The sequence below is a fragment of the Rhizobium sp. BE258 genome, assembly GCF_031457345.1.
In the GTDB taxonomy this organism is placed as follows: Bacteria; Pseudomonadota; Alphaproteobacteria; order Rhizobiales; family Rhizobiaceae; genus Rhizobium.
This window is the reverse complement of record NZ_JAVDWL010000002.1, coordinates 79,198-99,860: the sequence shown is the minus strand read 5'-3', so window position 1 is coordinate 99,860 and position 20,663 is coordinate 79,198. Positions and strand designations below refer to the sequence as shown.

Here is a 20,663-nt window from a genome sequence, read left to right as displayed (position 1 = left end):
GCGGTCTCGCTCCTTGCGTATGGCAGCGAATATAAGCGAGGGGGCGCCGGGAGCAAGCGGGACGGCGTGACGCAGAGTGCGCCGACCGCCCGGCATGTCAGGTGTCCTGTGGCGCCGGCGCCAGGATGCCCTGCTCGACAGCCAGCGTGATCAGCCGGGCGCTGAGTTCGCCCAGCGTATCGGATGCCACGCCGATCGGCAGCATGCGCCGTTCGACGCTTGCTGCCGTCACCCCGGCCGAACCCCAGGTGCCGCCCTCGGTGAAGAAATTGTGCAGCAGCGGCTGCAGCCGGTCCATGGCATTGGCAAAGCGCGATTCCGCGGTGACCTTCGCCTCGAACTCGTCCCAGAGCGCCCGGAATTCCTTCGCCTGATCATCCGGCAGCAGCGCAAAAATCCGCTCGGCTGCCTTCAGCTCCCGCTCCGCCTGGCTGGCGGCAAGCACGGTGTCATAAGCAAAGGTATCGCCCGCATCGATTTCGACGATATCGTGGATCAGCAGCATCTTCAGGACGCGCAGAAGCTCGACCTTCTCGCGCGAATGCTCCGAAAGAACCATGGCCATCAGCGCCAGCTGCCAGGTGTGCTCGGCATCGTTCTCGACCCGCGAGCGATCCAGAAGCGGCGTCCTGCGCAGCACGGTTTTCAGCTTCTCGACCTCGAGAATGAAGGCCAGCTGCTCCATCAGCCGGCGATTGCCGAGAAAGCCTTCGAGGTAATCGGCGGTGATCTGTTGGCGCATGTCAAACTCCTCGTGCTGCGAGACGGCAGAGCCAGTGGCTCAGGCAGCCGGTGGCGTAGCATCGAACCCTGGCAAGCGCCATATCGCGATGTCAGGACTGGAGAAATCCGCAGCGCTCCTTATGTCATTCCCGACGGCAACAAGCGGGGAGGAAACGCAACATGGCCAAGAACACCATCTGCCTCTGGTATAATGGGGATGCCGAGGAGGCCGCAGGCTTCTACGCTGCGACCTTTCCCGACAGCGCAGTCACGGCTGTCGTCCGCGCGCCTGGCGATTATCCCGATGGCAAGCAGGGCGATGTGCTGGTGGTCGAGTTCACCGTCGCTGGCGTCGCCTGCATCGGCCTCAACGGCGGTCCGGCCTTCCCGCAGAGCGAAGCCTTTTCCTTCCAGATCGCGACCGAAACCCAGGAAGAAACCGACCGCTACTGGAACGCCATCGTCGGCAATGGCGGCAAGGAAAGCGAATGCGGCTGGTGCAAGGACAAATGGGGCCTCTCCTGGCAGATCACCCCACGCGTGCTGAGCGAGGCCCTGAAAGCCTCTCCCGCCGAAGCCAAGCGCGCCTTCGACGCGATGATGACGATGCGGAAGATCGACATTGCGAAGATCGAGGCAGCAAGGCGGGGGTGAAGCAATAGCAGCCTGTTTGAACAACCCACCGAACCTTGATATGATTTAATCGTATCAAGGAGGCCGGGATGCGAACCACGCAAGCATTGAGCATCACATTGCCGGTTGAAATGGCCCAGATGGTCAAGGACAAGGTGTCATCCGGCGAGTATGCCAGCGAAAGCGAGGTCATTCGTGCCGGTCTGCGGGCCCTGAACGCTCAAAATGCCGCGATCGACAGATGGTTGCAGGAAGAGGTGCTGCCGGCGATCGATGCGCATGACGCCGATCCCGGCCGCGCGATCCCCATCGCAGAGACGCGCAAGCGCCTTCAATCCTTCATGGACGCTCGACACTCCGCCAAGCCCGCCGCCAAATGAAATACACGGTCGCCTTCGATCCACGGGCCGAAGCGGACTTGCAGCAGATCTATCTTTATCTGGCGGATTTGGCCGGTCACCGGATCGCCAGCGCTTACGTCAATCAGATCATCGACTACTGCCAGGAATTCGAGACGTTTCCTGAGCGTGGCCGCCGTCTCGACCATATGAGGCCAGGTCTGCGCACAGTCGGTTTCAAAAGGAAGGCGACGATCGCCTTCCTTGTCCGGGCGGACAGCGTTACAATCCTGCGCATCTTCAATCACGGCAGAAATGCCGTACTGGATGATGATGGTGAACCGTCAGCGGGCTGATCAGCCCTTCACCGCCACCATGAAAATCCGCGGGAAGCGCAGCAGCACGCGGCCGTCGGCCATTTTCGGATGGGCCTTTTCGATGCGTTCCAGGTAATCGGCCAGAAACGCCTCGCGATTCTCTTCGCCGGCCTGGGCGAGATAGGGCATCAGTCCGGTGCCCTTCAGCCATTCGACGATCGCAGCCGCATCCGCCATCGGGTGGTTGTAGATCGTGTGCCAGATATCGACGCGAGCAGCCTTGGCGGAAAGCCGGCTGTAATAGGTCGAAGCCGGCGGCAGCGGCTTGCGGCGCACGCTCTTCTTCTCGAAATTAGCCTTCCACGGCCCGGCATGGGCGGTTTCTTCCATTGCCAGATGCGTCGGCTCGGAGAGATTGTCGGGCATTTGTACGGCCAGCACACCGCCGGGCGCCAGTCCGTCCATCAGCCGGTCGAAGATGTCGAGATGGTCGGGCAGCCATTGGAAGACGGCATTGGCAAATAGCAGATCGGTCTCGCCCGAAGGATGCCAGGTGGACAGATCGGCCTTTTCAAAGCGCGTCTGCGGCAGGCGCTTGCGGGCTGCTTCCAGCATGTTGTCGTCGCTGTCGAGGCCGGCGACGTTGTCCGCACCATAGCGATCGACGATCAGCTCAGTCGAATTTCCCGGTCCGCAGCCGAGGTCGATGGCGTGTCTGACGGATGCCAGCGGCACCTGCGCCAGGAGATCGCGCGCCGGGCGCGTCCGTTCATCCTCGAATTTGACGTATTGGCTGGCAGACCATGCCATGGCGGAACCTCCTGCTGATATGTGCTGTGCGCGGAGCGCCGATCAGTGCGCCGCGGGCCATCTCTATCAGCAGTTCCGTTCGGCCGGTATCCGCAGCAATCGCGGCTAGGGTCGCCTGGAGTTCGGTTCCGGCAAAGGCGTTGGGCAGCGTCTTCGAAATGATCGGCTCACCGCCGGCAGGCGTCAGCGCAGGCATGATACCGGCGCCATGCGAACCGGCCGCAAACAGCCAGCTGTCGGCTCCTGACAGGTGGACTACATGAACAACCGGAACACCGTCAGCGCGGGCCTTGCCAAGCAGGCTCTGGATTTCTCTGGTGGCATCGGCAACGCCTGAAAGCGGCAGGCTGCCGTCTGCATAATCATTTTGCGCGTCGATGATGACGAGAACCGCTTTCGTCCAGTCGGCGACTTTCGCGGTGACGCCGGAGCGCTGAAGAAGGGTGAAGGGAGCCATGCGTTCATCTCCTGTTTTACAGATGGAGAATGATGTAATGCCTTTCCATCTGATCGAATATTCGCTAATTATTCGCAATGACTGAGCAAAAACGCACAGATATCGATTGGGAAGATCTCCGCTTCTTCGCAGCGCTCGCCAGGCATCGCAGCCTGTCTGCGGCGGCCCGCGCACTGAAGGTCAACCATGCTACCGTTGCGCGCCGGATATCGGCGCTCGAATTGGGCCTCGGCGCACAGCTCTTCGAACGCCGCCCCGATGGATATGTGCTGACGGCGCAGGGGCAGTCGATAGCGGCGGAGACGGCGGCGATGGCGTCGGCGGCCTCTGCGATCCGTGACCGGGTCGTCTCGCCGGAGGGGCCGGGCGGACGCGTACGGCTGACCACCATCCGTTCGGTTGCCGATCTGCTTCTCGCGCCACATCTCGGCCAGATCCTCGATGGACTTTCCGGCATCGAGCTCGAAATCCTGACGGATGTTCGCGTCCACAGCCTTGCACATCGCGAGGCCGATGTCGCGTTGCGTCTCGGTCGGCCGAAGGACAGCGACCTGACCGGCAAGCGCGTTGCCACCATCACGCACGGTTTCTACGCCAGTGCGGCGATGGCTGCCCGCTGGCGGGCAGGCGAGGCCGTGCCCTTGATCGGATTCGATCTCGACAGCGAGCAGTTGATCGCCGAGGCCCGCTGGCTCGAAACGCACTATGCGGATCATTCCTATTCGGTGCGCTCCGGCAGCACCATCACCCAGGCAGTTGCCGCCGCAAACGGCATGGGCGTCGTCATGCTGCAACGCTTTCAGGCGAGGGAATATCCGTCGCTCGTCGAGATTGATTTCGGCGCTGTCATGCCGGGCCGCGAGCTCTGGATGCTGGCGCCATCGGGCCTCATGGGCGTGCCAAGGGTCAGCGCCATCTGGGAGCGTCTAGCCATCCTGTTTGCGGGCCTTGACGATCTCTAGCGCTTCTTCTCCGCCTTGATCCGCTTAACGACCGCATCCAGCACCGCACTGTTGCCGGTAATGAACCGCTCGGCCACCACCTTCAGCTGTTCGATATTCGTCGTGCTGGCATCGTCCAGATCGTCGTTGGCGCCCTGAAGCGCGCCGTCGATGCGGAAATAGGCAAGGGTCTCGGGCTTGGCAAAGCTCATGTCGGTCGAGCCTTCGGCATTCAGCCTGGCGCCCTTGGGGTTCAGCAGCTTGTTCGCCTGATAGGCCGCCGTGCTTGCCTGTCCCTGCATCAGCACGGAGATGAGCGGCGTGCCGTTCTGCGGGTTGATCCAGCCGAAGGCACCCCAGTTCTTGGCCTGCTGATAGGGGATCTTGCGGTTCTGCCGCCCGGTGCCGAGCGACAGCACGACGAAGCTGTCATCCGCCGCCTGCCAGAGTTTTCGCGCTTCGACATAGGCCGCCAGCACCGGGTCGTTGGCAAACACGCCGCCATCGATCAGCGGGATCTTTCTTTGCGCGTCGCCAGCTGGCTTGCCGAGGTTCTCGACCAGCGCCGGCTCGAAATAGGTGGGTGCGGCAGAGGAGCCGCGCGCCGCTTCCCAGAAGCGGAACTTGGCGTTCTCCATATCGCAATTGGTCATGAACACGGCTTCGCGCTGGTGAATGTCGTAGCCGGTGATCAGCACTTTCGTCAGTCCGTCGGCAATCAGCGTGTTGGCGCCGAGACGGGCCTGCAGCTTCTCCTCCAGCGCCGTCGCATCGTAGCGCTCCTCCTGCCATCCGCCGATATTGAGAATGCGGGCGATGATCTTGGAATAGAAGATGTCCTTGCCTTCGTCGGCATAGAGCTTGACGAGATCGGCAGGCGTGCAGGCGGCGATCTTCTTGTTCTTGGGGTTCGGGCAGGTCAGCCCGGCGGCGATGATGGCGCCGGTCGAGGTGCCGCCGATCAGGTCGAAGGCCTCGTGCATGGCAAGGTCCTTCAGGCGCTTGGCAAGCTCGGCGATCACAAGTGCAGGAATGAGGCCGCGGATACCGCCGCCATCGATCGATAGAATAAAACGAACCGTCATGTTCCCCTCCGCTCCGAAATCATTCCGGGCGGAAGGGATTATGCTTCATGTATTATAAATTGCAACTCGACTAAATACACCAATAAATAGTTAACGATTGCGCTTCGACTGTGCCGTTGCGGCACGCCTAGAATTGCGTGATCACGCTGATGCCGAGCCCCTCAGATCGTTCCATCGCGGTAAGGGCGGGCACGGCATCGGCCAGGCTGATCCGCTTGCCGATCAGCTTCTGCGGCGCGATCTTGCCGGCCGAAAGCATCGCCAGCATCGCGTCATAGCGCCAGGCCTGCATGCCGTGGCTGCCGTAGATCTCCAGCTCGTGACCGATTACCTGCGCCATCGGGATTTGCGGCGTCGAATGGTCGCCGAGCATCAGGCCGATCTGCACATGCCGTCCGCGGCGCCGCAGGTTCTTGATCGAGTTGAAGCAGGTGACGGGATGGCCGAGCGCATCGATCGAGACATGCGCGCCGCCCTTGGTGATCTCGCGCACCGCCTCGGGCACGTCGCCCACCGTGGCCGCATTGACCGTCGCCACCGCGCCGCATTCGCGCGCAAAGGCGAGCTTCTCGTCGGAGATATCGATAGCGATCGGATTGGCGCCGAGGGCGGCGGCAATCATGATGGCCGAAAGGCCGACGCCGCCGCAGCCATGGATGGCGATCCATTCGCCGGGTCCGGTGCGCGCCTGATCGGCGACGGCGCGGAAGGAGGTGGCGAAGCGGCAGCCGAGGCTGGCCGCCGTCGCATCGTCGATCGTTTCAGGCAGATGCACGAGGTTGGTCTCGGCATAGTCGATCGCCACATATTCGGCGAACGAGCCCCAATGGGTGAAACCCGGCTGAAACTGGTTGGGGCAGACCTGCTGGTTGCCGGAATGGCACTCGCCGCAATGGCCGCAGCCCGAGACGAAGGGCACGGTCACCCGGTCGCCGACCTTGAAACGCATCACGCCCTTGCCGGTGGCGACGATCTTGCCGGCCAGCTCATGGCCCGGCACATGCGGCAGGCGGATATCGGGGTCGTGCCCCATCCACCCATGCCAGTCGCTGCGGCAAAGCCCGGTGGCGCCGACGGCGATGACGACGCCGTCTTCCGAGGGCGAGGGATCGGCCACGGTGCGGATCTCCGGCAGCTTGCCGAAGGCGTCGTAATACATGGCTTTCATGGTGCTCTCCCGCGTTCGAATCCGGCCCTATGATGGCACGGCGCGCGCCTCGCTTTATATCATTTTTGCTGATCGATCCATCGCATCGGCGTGAAGGGCGGAGACGGATTGTTGCGGCGGGGAAAGCGCGTGCGCCATTTTCTTGCGTCCGCTTTTTGAGCGATAGTTTCTCCTTGACCCCGCCAGTTTGGAAGGATTTTGCTTCTGCAACTTGTTTGAGGAGAAGAAAAATGGCCGTCAACACAGCGCCCCGTTCCACCACCTGGACCTATGTCGATGGCGAGTGGCTGACCGGCAATCCGCCGCTGATCGGCCCGACCTCGCATGCCATGTGGCTCGGCTCCACCGTCTTCGACGGCGCCCGCTGGTTTGATGGCATCGCGCCTGATCTCGACCAGCACTGCCAGCGCATCAACCGCTCGGCCGCCAACATGGGCCTGAAGCCGACCAAGACGCCCGAGGAAATCGAGGCGCTCGCCTGGGAAGGCATCAAGAAGTTCGACGGCAAGACGCCAATCTATATCAAGCCGATGTACTGGGCCGAGCATGGTGCGCCCTTCAGCGTCGTCACCGCCGATCCGGAATCGACCCGTTTCGTGCTCTGCCTCTTCGAAGCGCCGATGGGCGGCCATGGCGGCTCGTCGATCACCGTCTCGCCCTTCCGCCGCCCGACGCCGGAGACGGCGATGACCGAGGCCAAGGCTGGCTCGCTCTACCCGAATTCCGGCCGTGCCATCGCCGAAGCCCGCGCGCGCGGCTTCGACAACGCGCTGATGCGCGACACAAACGGCAATGTTGTCGAGACGGCTTCCTCGAACGTCTTCATGGTCAAGGATGGCGTGGTCTTCACCCCGGTCGCCAACCGCACCTTCCTCGCCGGCATCACCCGCGCCCGCGTCATCGGCCTGCTCCGCCAGGCGGGTTTCGACGTCCGCGAGACAACGCTCTCGGTCGAAGACTTCATGAATGCCGACGAGATATTCACCTCGGGCAACTACTCCAAGGTCGTCGGCGTCGTCAGGCTCGATGGCCGCGATTTCCAGGAAGGCCCGGTCACGCGCAAGGCGCTGGAGCTGTATATGAACTGGGCCTATGGGCGCACGGCGAGCGGGGAGTAACGGCTGCTCCACCCTCAACGGCGCCGTGTCACACCGTCAGCATCCGCGCACGCTCATCCTGCGTGATTCCATAATCCTTGCAGGGCAAGCCGTCCGACACCTCGTCGCTGAGAAACGTCATCCCGAGCTTTTCGGCCACCTTGATCGATGCATCATTGCCCGCAAAGATGTTGGCGACGATGCGTGGCAGGTTCAGTGTCTCGAAGCCATGGTCGAGCACCGGGCGGGCGGCCTCCGTCGCGTAGCCCTGGCCCCAGGCGTGGCGGTTGAGGCGCCAGCCGATCTCGATGTCGGGTCCGATCGTGTCGTAGGGGATCAGCATCACCCAGCCGAGAAACTGCTTCGGCGCGGTCTTGGCAAAGATCGACCAGTAGCCGAGGCCTTCGCCGAAATCGCTTTCCATGCGGTTGATGACGAAGCGCCTGTGCCCGTCCGGATCGGCCCAGGGGCCGGGGATATAGCGCGTCACCTCGGGGTCGCGGTCCATCGCCATACAATCATCAAGGTCCGCCAGCGTCCGCGGACGCAAAATAAGACGGTCGGTGACGAATATCTGCTGCAAGCGCTTCTCCCTGTCGCTCCGTACTCTCACGTAAACGCAATCATAGCGGCAGAAGTTGCGAGGGCTAGGGCCAATCGACATTCACGATCGGCGATAGTCTTGGTTGGGTTGCTGCGAGGCGCGGTCTAGCGGGCATCGAAAGCAATGGGTGGCGCAAACAGCCCGCCGCCAAACGACCCGCTTGTCCGGTCGGTCTCGACGAAGAACACCATGATGTCGTTGGCATCGACGCCTGCTTCCGCGAGCTTCTCAACCAAGTCCACGACGAGCTTCTTTTTTCTGGAGATATGAGTTCCCGTCGACAGGAGAACCTCGATCAGCAGCAACTGATCGGTGCGTGGTTTGGGTAGATCCGGATAATGTGGGTCTGCTCTCAAATCACCGGGGTCGAGAGCAAGAAAGCGCTGAAAGAAATCGTTTTCCGGATATCCGGCGGCGATGGACGCTGCATGGATAGCCACGGAAAGCCGATCTTTCTCATGGGCTGACCGGCTTGATTTCATTGTGACGGTGAAAATCGGCATTGGAGCTATTCCTCGATATCTGGCGCGCTTCAACGAGCTGCCTCTCGAATATCGGCGAACGCGACCGGTCAGAAAACCAGCAAATATCGAAGCGTCAGTTCTATGATTCGGGATGGTTTGGTCAGGGGGCGATCCCGGCGAGGGAAATTCCGGATCAAGAAATACACGCCAAAGGCGGGTGCAGCACACCTTTTTCTTCTATCGCAGCTCTTGGTCTTTTGGCTTCACAATCCAGGTGAAGGCGGCACCGGCGGCAAGCAGGACACAGGTTCCCAGGAAAACCGAAGGCATGCCGATATGGCCGCCGACGAAGCCGCCGAGCACCGGCCCGGCCACCTGGCCGACATATTGCGACGAGACCGAGAGGCCGAGAATGCTGCCCGCCGCGCTGTCGGGCACGCTATGGCGGATCACCGCGGAGATGCAGGGCAGCAGCCCGCCGAGCGCGATCCCCATCAGGAAGCGCAGGATGATCAGCTGCCAGGCGCTGGTGACGAAGGCCTGCGGGATCAGCAGAACCGCGGCCACCGCCAGCGCGCCTGCAATCACAGGCCAGTGGCCGATGCGGTCGGCAAGCTTTCCGAGCCGCGAGGCGGAGAGGATGCTGCCGAGAGCCGCTGCCGACATGACAACGCCTGCGATCATCGTCACGCTTGCCTGATCCGTGACGAGATCGGCGACATAGACGGTGATGATCGGCTCGATCGACATGTTGGCGAGCATCAGCAGCATGCCGGTCAGAAGCATGGCGATAACAGGGCCCTTGTCCGGGATCGAGCGCCAGCCGCCGCTGGCCTTGGCGGCCTGTTTGCGGGCAGGGGACTTCTCTTCCTTGATCAGAAAAGCGGTGCCGAGGAACGCCAGGAAGATGAAGGCACCGGCCGCCAGAAACGTGCCGCGGATGCCGATCAGCGGCGGCAGCGCCCCGCCGATCAGCGGGCCGACAAGATTGCCGGCCATGATGCCTGACGACAGCATGCCGAGCGCCCAGGCAGAGCGGTCCTTCGGCGTCTGCGTCGCCACCAGCACCATCGAACCGGAGGAATAGCCGCCGGCCAGGCCGACGAACAGCCTGAGCGCCACCAGCTGCCAGACGTCTCCCGCCATGCCCATCAGCGAAATGGCGATCGTCATGCCCAGACTGGCGCGCACCAGCATCAGCTTGCGCCCATAGATATCGCCGAGCCTGCCCCAGAGCGGCGCCACGAACGCGGCGGCAAAGAAGGTCGCGCCATAGGCGATACCCGACCATTGGACGATCGCCGCATGATCGCGGACGCCAAGCTCCTCGACATAGAGCGGCAGGAAGGGAAGCAGCAGCGTCATCGCCACGATCGTCGTGAACGAGCCGATCAGCGAGACGGCGAGGTTGCGTTTCCAGTAAACGGACCCGGCCGCGGCGTCGGCTGCGTTCATCGGGGTGTCGGCCATATCAGGGGTTCTCTATGCGTCTTCGGAAGTCTTGGGGCGCGGACAGCCTACGCCCGGCTTATCCCGGTGCCAAGGACGGATAGCGCCCGAACCGTCGGCTCATTTGCGGCTTTCACTGGTTTCCGCTATAAACTGATTGCAAATCGAAACCGGAAAAAGATGAGGTTTGCGATGAGTGTGACGGACGATCGAGAGCAGATGATCCGCGCCGTGTTCGCCGCCTATCTCGAAGGCCGCAAGGATATCGTCGGCGCGATGCTGTCGGATGATTTCACCTTTTCCAGCCCGCGAGACGACCACATCGGCCGTGAGGCCTATTTCGACCGCTGCTGGCCAGAGCCGCCTGCCTTCCGCGCCATCGAGATCGAGTATCTCACCATCTCCGGCGACGAAGCCGCCATCCGCTATCGCGCCGTCAAAAACGACGGCTCCGCCTTCCGCAACATGGAAAGCTTCCGCTTCAAGAGCGGGAAGATCGTCTCGGTCGATGTTTACTTCGGGCGGGAGGCCAATGATCGATGACGACGAATGGCGCGATCGCCGGCCGCCTTTCAGATCTTGCCTGGGGACAATTCACGGCTGGCAGGACCGGTTCCGAAAGCGCCGGGGCCGCCGTGCCATCCTCATCCTGTCCATTAACGGGAAAAACACGTGGGTTTAACCATGTTGCTTAGCCTTTGATTCATCCTCCCAGAGCAGTTTGCGGCCGGGGTGGCTGGGAACCAACCTCGAAGGATCGGAAGCTATGACCTATGCACTTGTGCTCTTCTCGGCCGTGACGGCGATCGTGGTGTCGATTTCGGCGATCGGCACGGCGCCGGCGCCAAACAGCAAGTGGCCGGAAATCCACCCGGAAAAGACCTCCAGACTGGTGCAGGCGCACCGGCCCTGATCCGCCACATTTTGCATGAACGGCGGGTTCATCGCCGGTTCAGGGCAGGGGGCTAAATCTCTCGCCTGGCTGGATTTTTGGAGAACCGCAATGAAGATCATCACGCTGGCAGCAGCGCTCGTTATCGGAGGCCTTTCGGCACTGTCAGCCGAAGCGATGCCGGTTGCGCCGCTTGCCGTGGACAATGCCGCCGCATCCGATGTGACCAAGGTGGATTACGCCTGCGGCCGCGGCTGGCACATGACCCGCTGGGGCGAATGCCGCCGCAACGACTATCGCCGCTATGCACCGCCGGTCCGCTACTGGCACCGTCCCCCGCCGCCCCGCTGGGGCTGGGGCGGCGGCTGGGAACGCCCGAGTCCCTATTACCGCGACCGTGACCGCGGCTGGGATGGCGGTGGCCGTTACGACCGCTACTGAGCGATAGTGAAGCGAATAGCAAACCGGGGCAGAGGCCCCGGTTTTTTGTTTTCGTAGCTCAGCGACGCTTCGGCGATTGATCTCTGTTGATGACAACCGGCGTTTAATGTATCTCATAAATGAGGTACGTACGTCATTTCGGAACTCAACTGGAACGCGGGAGGCAGGACAGTGGAAATATTCAATCCAAAGCCGGAATTTGCCATCAGAGACGAAGAGGCACTTCGGGGCCTGTTCGAGCCGACCCATGCTCTCGCCATACAGAAGTGCCAAAACACGCTGGGCAGGCACGCGCAGGAATTTATCCGCCGCTCGCCGTTCCTCTGCATCGGCACACAGAGTTCGAATGGCAGCGCCGATGTCAGCCCGCGCGGCGACCCTGCCGGTTTCGTCAAGATATTGGATGAGCGCACCTTGGCGATACCGGACCGTCCGGGCAACAATCGCCTCGATACGCTGGTCAATATTCTGGCCAATCCAAATGTCGGATTGCTGTTCATCATCCCGGGGTTTGACGACACTTTGCGGGTGAACGGGACTGCCACTCTCTCGCGAGACCCCGGCCTGCTTGAGCGCATGCGTGTCAACGATCGTGTGCCGAAGCTCGCAATCGTGGTCACTATCAGCGAAGCCTTCATGCATTGCGCAAAGGCGTTCCGTCGCTCCCATCTGTGGAACCCCGAGCACTTCCAGGACCGCAGCGGAATGCCGTCGCTGGTGAAGATCATTCTGGACGAAACGACCGGGGCGCCTGCCGACGCGTCGGCAATGCGCAAGATCGATGACGATCTCGAAGCCGACTACAAGAGGACGCTCTACTAGCGCCGGGATTCCGGCGGACCGCGGCCTCGACGTCACTTCACCTTCGCGGCAGCCGCGCTGACCTTTTCGGGTGTTGTCACCAGCGCGAATTCCTTCATCTCGGCGGGCTTCAGGTAATAGAGCCGGTCCGGCGGGGTTTCCATCGCGTGGATCCAGAGGCCGGGCTTGATGCCCATCGCGTCGAGATGGCGGGTGACGTCGGCGGTGGTGCGCTGTGCATCCGACATGGCGCGCTCGGGCGACAGCTTTTCTTTCGTGCCGTTGAAGACCTGATGCACGCCGATCACCGCGCCGTCGTCGGCGCTGCGGCTGACGCCGCCGGAAAGAATGATCGGGCAGGAGGAGGCGCAGAGCGCGCCTTTCGCCACCGTGGTGCCGATCTTCCTTTCGCGGATCAGTTTCGACATGGCGAGCGCATCGCCGACCGCGCCGCCTGGCGAATCCAGCGATACCGTCTTCACATATTCACCGCGCGCCTCGATCTCCTTTTGGAAACGGCCGGCGGCGCCGTATTCGATCGCGCCGCGCGCCAGCAGAATGCCGCCTGGTTGAAGCTCGAATGTCATCGGCTGCTTCAGCAGCTCGGCGCTGGTGGTGATTTCGGCAGGCGGGTTTTCGGGCTCGCCGTCGGTCAGCGCAGGCGGCAGAACGGGCACGCTGTCAGGGGCGGCGGGATCGAAGACCGGCAGCGTGGCATTGGCGATGCTGAGATCGCGGAAGTCGATCACCAGGAATGCGACGGCGGCGGCGATCAGCGCATGCAGCACCAGCCTCGGCAGCGTCGAGTCGTCGGTGGCAAGCAGCCTGCGCTTTATATGCTCGCCTGCCGCTTCGATCTTCATGTCTGCGGACCCTTGCGTGGCGGCTTACCGGGCAGGTCGAGGCTGGTGACGTTGGAGGGTTCGGGCTCGTGTTCCCCGGCAGCATGCGCTTCGGACGCCGCTTCGGCGTGCCCTTCAGCCTTCGCCGAAGCCGTGGCTTCCGCCCGGGCAACGACCGCCTCGATATCGATGCCGCGCGCCTGCAGCGCCCGTTGCACCTCGATTGCCTCCAGAAGCTCGGCGGCGGTGATCCGCTCGGCGAAAGGCATGTTCTGCTCCTGCCGCCGCAGCGCGCCATGGGCGACCGAAAGCATCAAGACCAGCACGCCGGGCAGAAGGTCGATCGAGATCGCGCCAGCCCAGCTGGGGATGAAGTCGGACGCATAACGCAGCACGGCTTCGGCCGAAGACAGCGGCACGAAGCGCCGCTCGCCGACAGGTTCACGGGCGAGGATCTGGTCGGCAGCCTGCGACAGCACTTTCGATTGCGCGGCGACGGAGGAGCGGATCGTCTCCATCACCTGGTCCTGCCGGTTGGCGAGATCGACCTCGCGGCCATCGGCGACAGGGGCGATGAACCCTAGCGACAGGTCCTCGGCGGCGCGCTTGACGGAGGGTGCGATCGAGGTCTGCTCCAGCGAGGTGATGACGCCGGTCAGCGTCACGACTTCGGCTGCAAACTGGTCGGCGCGCTGGTCGATGGCGCCGGGCGCCGAAACCAGCGTGCGCATGGTCTCCAGATGCTTGCGCCCGTCGTCGAAGAGGGTGGTGACGCGCTCGCGCGAAGCATTGATGTTGTTCTGCAGCTCGGTCAGCTGCGAGGCCATCTGCGACAAGAGTTGCACGACGCTGCCCGCACCCGTGGTGCCGGTCAGCGCGCCGGTCTCGCGCTCCTGATCGGCAAGCCGCTGGAAGCGTTCCTGCGTGCGCTGGATATCGGGTAGCAGGCTTTGTGCCGCCAGCGCATTCTGGTGCGCCCGGTCGAGATCGCCGGTGTAATCCTCCAGCGTTTCGGCCAGATGCTGTTCGAGCGCTGCCGAACCCGCAAGAGCTGCCGCGTTCAGCCAGCTCGCCATGGCGATGATCATCGCACAGCCGAGCGCCATGATGCAGAGCAGGGCGGTGCGCGCCGCCACCGTCGTCACATGCGGGTAGAAGCGGGCGAGATAGGTCCAGAAGGCATAGATCGCCACCGAAACCGCAGCCGAATAGATCAGCGCCGCAAAGAAGGTGGAGGTCGGCGAACCGTCGAGCAGGCTGCGCACGCCGAGATAGGTATAGACGCCGGATGCGAGCGCCAGAACCGCCAGTGCAAAGCGCGTCATCGTTTCCACGGCTTCGATGCCGTCGTGCAGGCGGTGAGATGCGCCGAGCGCCATGATATTCCTCCGGCTGGTATCCTCTTAAGAAACCTTAGAGCGTTTCCTGGCTATATTGAAGCATTCTGCCGGAGCAGGTTTTCGACAGGGCAAAGGCGATTGGCGAAGGGTATACCTCGGGTACGGTCGAGCCGATCGCCTTTGATCCTGGCGGAAAGATGCCCGGCCCCTGCGGGGTTGGCTGAAACGGGCCGCCTGATCGACCGGCTGGCTTGGCCGTAGATCTGGGCTACGACGCGCGCCAGCCGGTCGACCATCCGACTCCGTTTGAGCCAACAGAATGTTTCAATATAACCAGGAAACGCTCTAAAATCCCGGCGAAAACAAGGCCTTCAAAATGAGCGGGCGCTTACTCCGCTGGCGGTACGCGCGCTGGCTCGCCAGAGAATTCCCGCTCACCGCCAAAGCTATCGCCCGAAGAGCGCAGCGACTTCTCCGAAATGTCGATCAGCGGGGAGAAGGTGGCTGCCGGCATGCGCACATCCTCGGGCTCGTCGAACGCAGCAGGTGAAGACCTGTCGCCGCGGGCGACCTCCAGCTGGCCGTTCAGGATGGCGCGTTCGGCACGAAGCTGGCGGATCTCGGATTTGGCGATCTCCAGGCTGGTGCGCAGCTGGCCGATTTCGTGGCGGTCGCTGTCCATGCGGGTGTCGAGGTCACGCCGCATGGCGTCGGCTTCCCGGTCGCGGCGCGTGCGCAGGCTTTCCGCCTCGCGCAGCTTCACCGTCAGTTCGTTATTATAGGCGGAAAGCTCGCGGCGGGCGGTCTCGCTCTCGGTGCCGCTCATGCGGGCGCGGCGCAGCTCTTCCTCGACGCGCTCGGCTCGCGAGATGGTGGCCGCGAGTTCCGATTTCAGCCGCTTCATCTCGCCGCGCGCCGATTGCAGCTCCTCATCGGTCATCTTGTTGCGACCATTGGCGGTGATCAAAAGCTTCTCGACCAGCTCGGCCTTGGAACCGACCGCGTCGCTCTTGGTCGTCAGGTGGGCAATCTCGAGTGCCGAAGAGGTGGTGACCGTATGCAGCTCGACCTCGGCGCGCTTGTGGCGCTCCTCGACCAGTGACAGTTCCTGCTTCAGGCTGGCGACGGCCGTCTGCAGGTTGGAAACCAGCGCTTCCTGCGCCATCAGATTGCTCTTCAGGTGGCCGCGCTCTTCCGTCAGCCGCGCAATGTCGCGGGCCTGCACAGCGCTTTCGCGGCGCGACGTCTCGGTCAGCAACTGGTGTGCCGTCGTTTCCAGATCGAGCTTTTCACGCGTGGCGGACAGTTCGCGGCTGCGGCTGTCGAGCTCCTGCTGCGCACGCTTCAGAAGCATCGAGGCTTCGTCGAACTGCATGATCCGTCCGGCAAGCTCGCGCTCGGCGTCGAGCAGCCGTGTCTCGATGATCGAAAATTCTTCGCAGGTGATGCCGTGCACGTTCTGCAGCTTGGTCAGCTCTTCGCGCACCGCTTCGATCTCGATGCGGAACTGGCCGTTTGCGGTGCGGATGTCCTTGTTCTCGGCGGCAAGCCGCGCATTGTCCTCGTCGGCCTTGCGTCTCGCGCCGCTCTCGTAGTCGAGCAGCGAGCTGATGCGGGCGCATTCGGCCTGCAGCCGTCCGGTCTCGGAAAGCGAATGGTCATGGGCGCCGAGAAGCGTGGTCACGCGGTCCTGCAATGCGGAAAGCCCGGCTATCAGCTCCTTGGAATTGCGTTGGTTTTCCTCAAGCACCGATCCGAAGGCCTGGAACTCGTTGATCTCGGGCATCTGGTAGGGCTGCGGCGCCGTTGCCTGGGGCGTCATCGGCTGTTCGGTGATGGAGGCCGGCCGGTAGGCCTGGCTGTTCGTGCGGATATCCGTCTTGCCCGGCTCGTCGCCCCGGCGGAAAAAACTCATGACCATCACTCGCGCCCCAAAAGATCGATGTCAAAATGCAGTTTCGAATTATCAATTCACGCTAATTAAGTTCGTCCTATCAAAGGTTGTTCTAACGATCTTTGCCCGGATAACTTGTAGCGCATCTAGGACCGCAAACCCGCCGCCTGTCAAAGCACCGTTCGATGAAATCAACAGTTTTTTAAGATTTGGACGGGCAGCGAGCGCTGCTTATTCTTCCGGCAGCAGGTTCAGCTTGTCGGTCTGCAGCTCGCTGCCGATCTCGGCGGCCTTCGACTGCTTGTCATAGACGCAGATATGGGTGACGAAGCCGTTGGCGCCCTTCGGCCGGCCGGTCACCAGCGCCAGTCCGTAATGTTCGCTGCCGAAGGGATCGACGACGGCGCGTGCCTCGTCGATGGAGACGGTGGCGGCCGCCTTGCACTTGGCTTCGACATCGGCAGCAAAATCCTTCCAGGCGTCGTCGGAGGAGGCGAGAGCGCTGCCGGCGCACAGCGGCAGCAGAAGGGAGACGGAAAGGCGGATTTTATTCCTCTGCATCAGGGGCCTCGTTCGGTTCGCTGTGGCGTATCGTTCGGGTTTGTCTGTGCATCATCGGTGATTTTACCCCTCAAAGCCAAGCCCGCAATCAAGGCAATTTTTCCTCTGAGGCTGCCTTTTTTGATGTTTCCGCCGTTGCCACTGGCAGGTTCCGCTCCTATGTTCCGCCTCACCTGCCGATCACGCAACCCATTGCCAAGAGGAGACTTACCATGGCTTTTGAATTGCCCGCACTCCCGTACGACTACGAAGCGCTTTCGCCTTTCATGTCGAAGGAAACGCTGGAGTACCACCACGACAAGCACCACAAGGCTTATGTCGACAACGGCAACAAGCTCGCGGCTGAAGCAGGTCTGGCCGATCTCTCGCTCGAAGAAATCGTCAAGAAGTCGTTCGGCACCAACGCCGGCCTCTTCAACAATGCTGCCCAGCACTACAACCATGTCCATTTCTGGAAGTGGATGAAGAAGGGCGGCGGCGGCAACAAGCTGCCGGGCAAGCTCGAAGCGGCCTTCAACTCCGATCTCGGCGGCTACGACAAGTTCAAGGCTGATTTCGCCAATGCAGGCGCCACGCAGTTCGGCTCCGGCTGGGCCTGGGTTTCCGTCAAGAACGGCAAGCTCGAAATCTCCAAGACCCCGAACGGCGAAAACCCGCTCGTCCACGGCGCCACCCCGATCCTCGGCGTCGACGTCTGGGAACACTCCTATTACATCGACTACCGCAACGCCCGCCCGAAGTATCTCGAAGCCTTCGTCGACAGCCTGATCAACTGGGACTACGTCCTGGAGCGCTACGAAGAAGCCACGAAGTAATCGGTTCGAAGCGAACGGATTTGACGACACCCGGTGCGAAAGCGCCGGGTGTTTTTGTTTGCGCAAGGTGCGCCCGCCGCGGCGGCCGTCAGCGCTCCGGATAGGATTTTCTGTTTCCGCGCCCGCGAACGTGCTGGAGCCGCTTGCAATTTTCCGCGAATAGGCTGCTAGCTAGGGTTTCAACAGGAGGAGCAAATTATGGCCAAGGGTCAGGTTCGCAGCAACAAAGAGACACGCAAGCCGAAGAAGGACAAGGTGGCAGCCAAGGCCCCTCCCGCCCTCGGCTCGCAGGTGAAGTCGAGCGAAAGCGACGTCAAGAAGAAGTAATTGGCGCAGAGTGACGCCAATCATCATCGCTGCCGCCGCTGACGGCAGCGATGTTCGCGCGCGCCAGGCCGCGCCCCGCAGAACATTGCGATCTCCACGGAAGACCGGGCATTTTAACACCACCAGTGATGGAGCGGCGGGCATTCGTCACGCCCGGCTTGCGACTCACACGCAGCAATTCCTTTACATTTCGTCCTACCGGCACGGCGGAGGGTCTCCCGGCGCTTTCCTGCTGCCCGGCATCCGGACCTTTTTTGGTATTTGGTTAAACGACCGCCCGGCGCGATGCGCCATTTCGAAACTGATTAAAGTTTTTAATCATGTTCTGAATGAGGCTGCGCGGCCTCAGGTTGCATACGTTTTTAGCGCATAAATTGTGCTAAAAAAGCAACTTTTTGTAAAGTGCGCACTGAATTGCAACCTTATTGACAGGTGCTTTCCGGCTTGCTCGAAAGCTGACCGGCCGCCCGTTTTGCGCGGCGGCATGCACAGTATTTCCTTTTTAAGCAATTGAAAAAGCAGGGTGAGCTTTTAACAATGATGACGAACATCACATACCGGTCAAACGCCGGATCCGCGGCGCGGCGCCTCCTGGAAACCTCGGCGCTGACGCTGGTCTTCTCCGCCGGATTGCTGGCAGCAGGAATGGGCGCGGCACGCGCGGGCGCCATCGATAACGGCTATGGCAGCAGCCAGCCGATCAACATCATTTATCCACAAATGGGCGAAGGCCGCAGCGCCGGCATCAGCGGCAATGGAAAGGTTGTCGTCGGTCAAATAAATACCAACGGCTCGGCCGCGCCGCATGCCTTCAGTTGGGGAATCAACGATGAATGGACGTTTCTGGATGGGCTTCCCGTCGTATCGTTCGTGTCGACGGTTTCGTACACCACGGCTCTCGCCGTCAACTATGATGGCTCGGTCATCGTCGGCACGTCTTCAGAGGGCGGCGGCCGGCAACATGCTGTACGCTGGACGAACGGCACTCCTGAAGAACTCACTGGTGTAACCGATGCGGTCAATACTGTCGCAACCGGCCTCAGCCGAACCGGCTCTGTGATCGTCGGATACAACGAATTTGATAGCAGTCCCAGCACCAGCCAGGGCATTCGTTGGGAGGGTACCGACATGCGGACTCTCGCCGGACTGAATGGCAGCGAGATGTCGAAAGCCTTTGGCGTGAGCGGTGATGGTAGCGTCATTGTTGGTGAAGCCCAAGATGGCAACAATCCCGGCAACAGGTATGCCGTGCGATGGACCGACCAAGGCACAGAGGTCCACGATCTTGGCAGTTTGCTCAGCGGAAACGGAGTGTGGTCCACTGCATCCGCTGTCAGCAGCAATGGTTCTGTTATCGTCGGTTCCTTTGGGCAGGACTCGGGCACCACTCACGCCTTCCGGTGGACTGCCCAAGGCACGGCGGATATCGACAACCGTGGCAGCGAGGCTTATTCCGTTGCCAATGCCGTCAGCGGCGACGGGTCGGTGATCGTCGGTCAGCTTCGGCAGGGGGCCGCCGATCGCGCGTTCCGGTGGGCCAATGGTCAAATGCAAACAGTCGAGGATTGGCTTGAAGACAATGGTGTCGAGCTCGGTGGCAGTGATTTCACCACGACGGCGACCGGCGTTTCCGAAGATGGCAAGGTAATCGTCGGCGATGCCGAGAACGGCCATATGTTCATTGCCCGTGCAATCACTTCGGGCGACACCGACACGCCCGGCCCCACCTCCGGCATCATCGACGTCCAGCAATACAACACCACCCTCGTTGCCAAGCCCTCCGCACAGGTCGGTCTCGGCTATGCCAACACCGTTCTCCAGGGTGCTCACGGTGAGCCGATGCGCGATCTGCTCGGTCTCGGCCAGCGTTCCGTCGCCTTCACCTCCGACATCGGCTATGACGACAGCCGCGTTTCGAACGGCGGCGTCGGCATCGGCGACGTGACCTTCGGTTACGGTCTTGCGGAAGGCGTCACCGCCCGCTTTGCCGGCGGCGGTCTCTACACCAAGCAGGATATCGAGACCGGCGGCGACTTCCATCAGGCGGCCTTCTACATGTCGCCGGAAGCCACCATCGCGCTTGGCAGCAGCAACGTCTATGCGACGATCGGCGGCTACTATTCGACTGGCCGGATGAACATCCACCGCGGCTATATGAATGGCGCGGCGATGGACTTCTCGCATGGCGAAACCGACGTCGATACCTACGGCGCCAAGATCCGCTTCGACTGGTTGAACGCTGCGACGATCGCAGGCACCAAGCTGACGCCCTATGCCAGCCTGACCTACGCTCACTCGCATATGGACGGCTACACGGAAGAGGGCGGCTCCTTCCCGTCGGCCTTCGATTCCGTCAACGACCACTCGACGGTTGCCCGCATCGGCGTCGATTTCATCCATGACGTGACAGACACCGTCCGCCTGACGGCCCGCGCCGAAGCCGACTACCGCTTCGAGAAGACCACGGCGGGCACCAGCGGCCAGATCGTCGGCCTTTCGGCCTTCGAATTCGACGGCGAAGACGTCAAGCAGCTCTGGCTGCGCGGCGCCATCGGCACCGAGTTCGACGTCGCAGGCGGCACCGCTTCACTCGGCATCAACGTCACCACCGAAGGCGACGATCCGAACGTCTGGCTGCGCTCAGGCTGGAACGTCAAGTTCTGA

The 20,663-nt window shown here is 62.0% G+C and carries 24 protein-coding genes; 12 read left to right on the top strand and 12 right to left on the bottom strand.

The genetic code is table 11. The features are described 5' to 3' along the window. Positions 1-97 precede the first annotated feature (97 nt). Complete coding sequence (locus tag J2X43_RS05665) at positions 98-742, bottom strand: HD domain-containing protein (RefSeq protein ID WP_310291572.1); 645 nt, start codon at positions 740-742, stop codon at positions 98-100. A 161-nt stretch (positions 743-903) separates the two neighbouring features. On the opposite strand from J2X43_RS05665, the gene J2X43_RS05660 reads away from it, so the two are divergent. From J2X43_RS05660 to J2X43_RS05650, 3 genes are all read left to right on the top strand, one after another. After that, complete coding sequence (locus J2X43_RS05660) at positions 904-1,377, top strand: VOC family protein (protein WP_112537266.1); 474 nt, start codon at positions 904-906, stop codon at positions 1,375-1,377. A 68-nt stretch (positions 1,378-1,445) separates the two neighbouring features. Then, positions 1,446-1,736 carry a type II toxin-antitoxin system ParD family antitoxin gene (locus J2X43_RS05655; protein WP_310291568.1) on the top strand — a complete coding sequence of 97 codons (291 nt, stop codon included), beginning with the start codon at positions 1,446-1,448 and terminating at the stop codon, positions 1,734-1,736. Beyond that, the gene (locus tag J2X43_RS05650; RefSeq protein ID WP_310291565.1) at positions 1,733-2,050 is read left to right on the top strand and encodes a type II toxin-antitoxin system RelE/ParE family toxin; all 318 of its coding nucleotides are present in this window, start codon (positions 1,733-1,735) and stop codon (positions 2,048-2,050) included. Before J2X43_RS05655 ends, J2X43_RS05650 begins: the two co-directional genes overlap by 4 nt. On the opposite strand, the gene tam is transcribed toward J2X43_RS05650, so the two are convergent. Then, positions 2,051-2,821: a trans-aconitate 2-methyltransferase gene (tam, locus tag J2X43_RS05645; protein ID WP_112537268.1), complete on the bottom strand. Its 771-nt coding sequence runs from the start codon at positions 2,819-2,821 to the stop codon at positions 2,051-2,053. Next, on the bottom strand, positions 2,781-3,278 hold the full coding sequence (locus J2X43_RS05640; protein WP_310291561.1) for an isochorismatase family protein: 498 nt from the start codon (positions 3,276-3,278) through the stop codon (positions 2,781-2,783). Before J2X43_RS05640 ends, tam begins: the two co-directional genes overlap by 41 nt. Before the next feature lie 77 nt (positions 3,279-3,355). On the opposite strand from J2X43_RS05640, the gene J2X43_RS05635 reads away from it, so the two are divergent. Continuing rightward, entirely contained in the window at positions 3,356-4,240 is an 885-nt protein-coding gene (locus J2X43_RS05635; protein ID WP_310291557.1) for a LysR family transcriptional regulator, read from the top strand. Here the strand turns inward: J2X43_RS05635 and J2X43_RS05630 are convergent. Together J2X43_RS05630 and J2X43_RS05625 are read right to left on the bottom strand one after the other, a co-directional pair. Continuing rightward, positions 4,237-5,304, bottom strand: a complete 1,068-nt coding sequence (locus J2X43_RS05630; RefSeq protein ID WP_112537270.1) for a patatin-like phospholipase family protein — start codon at positions 5,302-5,304, stop codon at positions 4,237-4,239. The two genes, J2X43_RS05635 and J2X43_RS05630, sit on opposite strands and share 4 nt — an antisense overlap. A 127-nt stretch (positions 5,305-5,431) precedes the next feature. Continuing rightward, on the bottom strand, positions 5,432-6,472 hold the full coding sequence (locus tag J2X43_RS05625; RefSeq protein WP_112537271.1) for a zinc-dependent alcohol dehydrogenase family protein: 1,041 nt from the start codon (positions 6,470-6,472) through the stop codon (positions 5,432-5,434). A 230-nt stretch (positions 6,473-6,702) separates the two neighbouring features. Between J2X43_RS05625 and J2X43_RS05620 the strand changes: the two genes are divergently transcribed. Continuing rightward, entirely contained in the window at positions 6,703-7,590 is an 888-nt protein-coding gene (locus J2X43_RS05620; protein ID WP_310291551.1) for a branched-chain amino acid aminotransferase, read from the top strand. A 28-nt stretch (positions 7,591-7,618) separates the two neighbouring features. On the opposite strand, the gene J2X43_RS05615 is transcribed toward J2X43_RS05620, so the two are convergent. From J2X43_RS05615 to J2X43_RS05605, 3 genes are all read right to left on the bottom strand, one after another. After that, positions 7,619-8,152 (bottom strand): GNAT family N-acetyltransferase, encoded by a 534-nt coding sequence (locus J2X43_RS05615; RefSeq protein WP_310291548.1) that lies wholly within the window; start codon positions 8,150-8,152, stop codon positions 7,619-7,621. 125 nt (positions 8,153-8,277) lie between these two features. Further along, the gene (locus J2X43_RS05610; RefSeq protein ID WP_310291545.1) at positions 8,278-8,676 is read right to left on the bottom strand and encodes a tautomerase family protein; all 399 of its coding nucleotides are present in this window, start codon (positions 8,674-8,676) and stop codon (positions 8,278-8,280) included. Between the two features lie 198 nt (positions 8,677-8,874). Beyond that, positions 8,875-10,107 carry an MFS transporter gene (locus J2X43_RS05605; RefSeq protein WP_310291542.1) on the bottom strand — a complete coding sequence of 411 codons (1,233 nt, stop codon included), beginning with the start codon at positions 10,105-10,107 and terminating at the stop codon, positions 8,875-8,877. Between the two features lie 171 nt (positions 10,108-10,278). Between J2X43_RS05605 and J2X43_RS05600 the strand changes: the two genes are divergently transcribed. From J2X43_RS05600 to J2X43_RS05585, 4 genes are all read left to right on the top strand, one after another. After that, complete coding sequence (locus J2X43_RS05600; RefSeq protein ID WP_310291539.1) at positions 10,279-10,629, top strand: nuclear transport factor 2 family protein; 351 nt, start codon at positions 10,279-10,281, stop codon at positions 10,627-10,629. A gap of 223 nt (positions 10,630-10,852) precedes the next feature. Then, positions 10,853-10,999, top strand: coding sequence for a hypothetical protein (locus J2X43_RS05595; protein ID WP_162698656.1), 147 nt, complete (start codon positions 10,853-10,855; stop codon positions 10,997-10,999). A 90-nt stretch (positions 11,000-11,089) separates the two neighbouring features. Beyond that, positions 11,090-11,419 (top strand): GCG_CRPN prefix-to-repeats domain-containing protein, encoded by a 330-nt coding sequence (locus J2X43_RS05590; protein WP_310291537.1) that lies wholly within the window; start codon positions 11,090-11,092, stop codon positions 11,417-11,419. A gap of 171 nt (positions 11,420-11,590) precedes the next feature. After that, positions 11,591-12,241 carry a pyridoxamine 5'-phosphate oxidase family protein gene (locus tag J2X43_RS05585; protein ID WP_310291534.1) on the top strand — a complete coding sequence of 217 codons (651 nt, stop codon included), beginning with the start codon at positions 11,591-11,593 and terminating at the stop codon, positions 12,239-12,241. 32 nt (positions 12,242-12,273) lie between these two features. Here the strand turns inward: J2X43_RS05585 and J2X43_RS05580 are convergent, their stop codons facing one another. From J2X43_RS05580 to J2X43_RS05565, 4 genes are all read right to left on the bottom strand, one after another. Continuing rightward, a complete protein-coding gene (locus tag J2X43_RS05580; RefSeq protein WP_310291532.1) occupies positions 12,274-13,083 on the bottom strand; it encodes a hypothetical protein in 810 nt (269 codons plus the stop codon). Next, complete coding sequence (locus J2X43_RS05575) at positions 13,080-14,441, bottom strand: hypothetical protein (protein ID WP_310291529.1); 1,362 nt, start codon at positions 14,439-14,441, stop codon at positions 13,080-13,082. Before J2X43_RS05575 ends, J2X43_RS05580 begins: the two co-directional genes overlap by 4 nt. 349 nt (positions 14,442-14,790) lie before the next feature. Continuing rightward, complete coding sequence (locus tag J2X43_RS05570; RefSeq protein WP_310291527.1) at positions 14,791-16,317, bottom strand: hypothetical protein; 1,527 nt, start codon at positions 16,315-16,317, stop codon at positions 14,791-14,793. A 210-nt stretch (positions 16,318-16,527) separates the two neighbouring features. Then, positions 16,528-16,857, bottom strand: coding sequence for a hypothetical protein (locus J2X43_RS05565; RefSeq protein ID WP_112389813.1), 330 nt, complete (start codon positions 16,855-16,857; stop codon positions 16,528-16,530). Positions 16,858-17,069: 212 nt separating this feature from the next. Between J2X43_RS05565 and J2X43_RS05560 the strand changes: the two genes are divergently transcribed. The 3 genes from J2X43_RS05560 (at position 17,070) to J2X43_RS05550 (ending at position 20,663) form a co-directional block, all read left to right on the top strand. Continuing rightward, on the top strand, positions 17,070-17,672 hold the full coding sequence (locus tag J2X43_RS05560; RefSeq protein WP_112389814.1) for a superoxide dismutase: 603 nt from the start codon (positions 17,070-17,072) through the stop codon (positions 17,670-17,672). 198 nt (positions 17,673-17,870) lie between these two features. Further along, on the top strand, positions 17,871-17,999 hold the full coding sequence (locus J2X43_RS05555) for a hypothetical protein (RefSeq protein WP_310291523.1): 129 nt from the start codon (positions 17,871-17,873) through the stop codon (positions 17,997-17,999). Between the two features lie 540 nt (positions 18,000-18,539). After that, positions 18,540-20,663 (top strand): autotransporter domain-containing protein, encoded by a 2,124-nt coding sequence (locus J2X43_RS05550; protein WP_310291520.1) that lies wholly within the window; start codon positions 18,540-18,542, stop codon positions 20,661-20,663.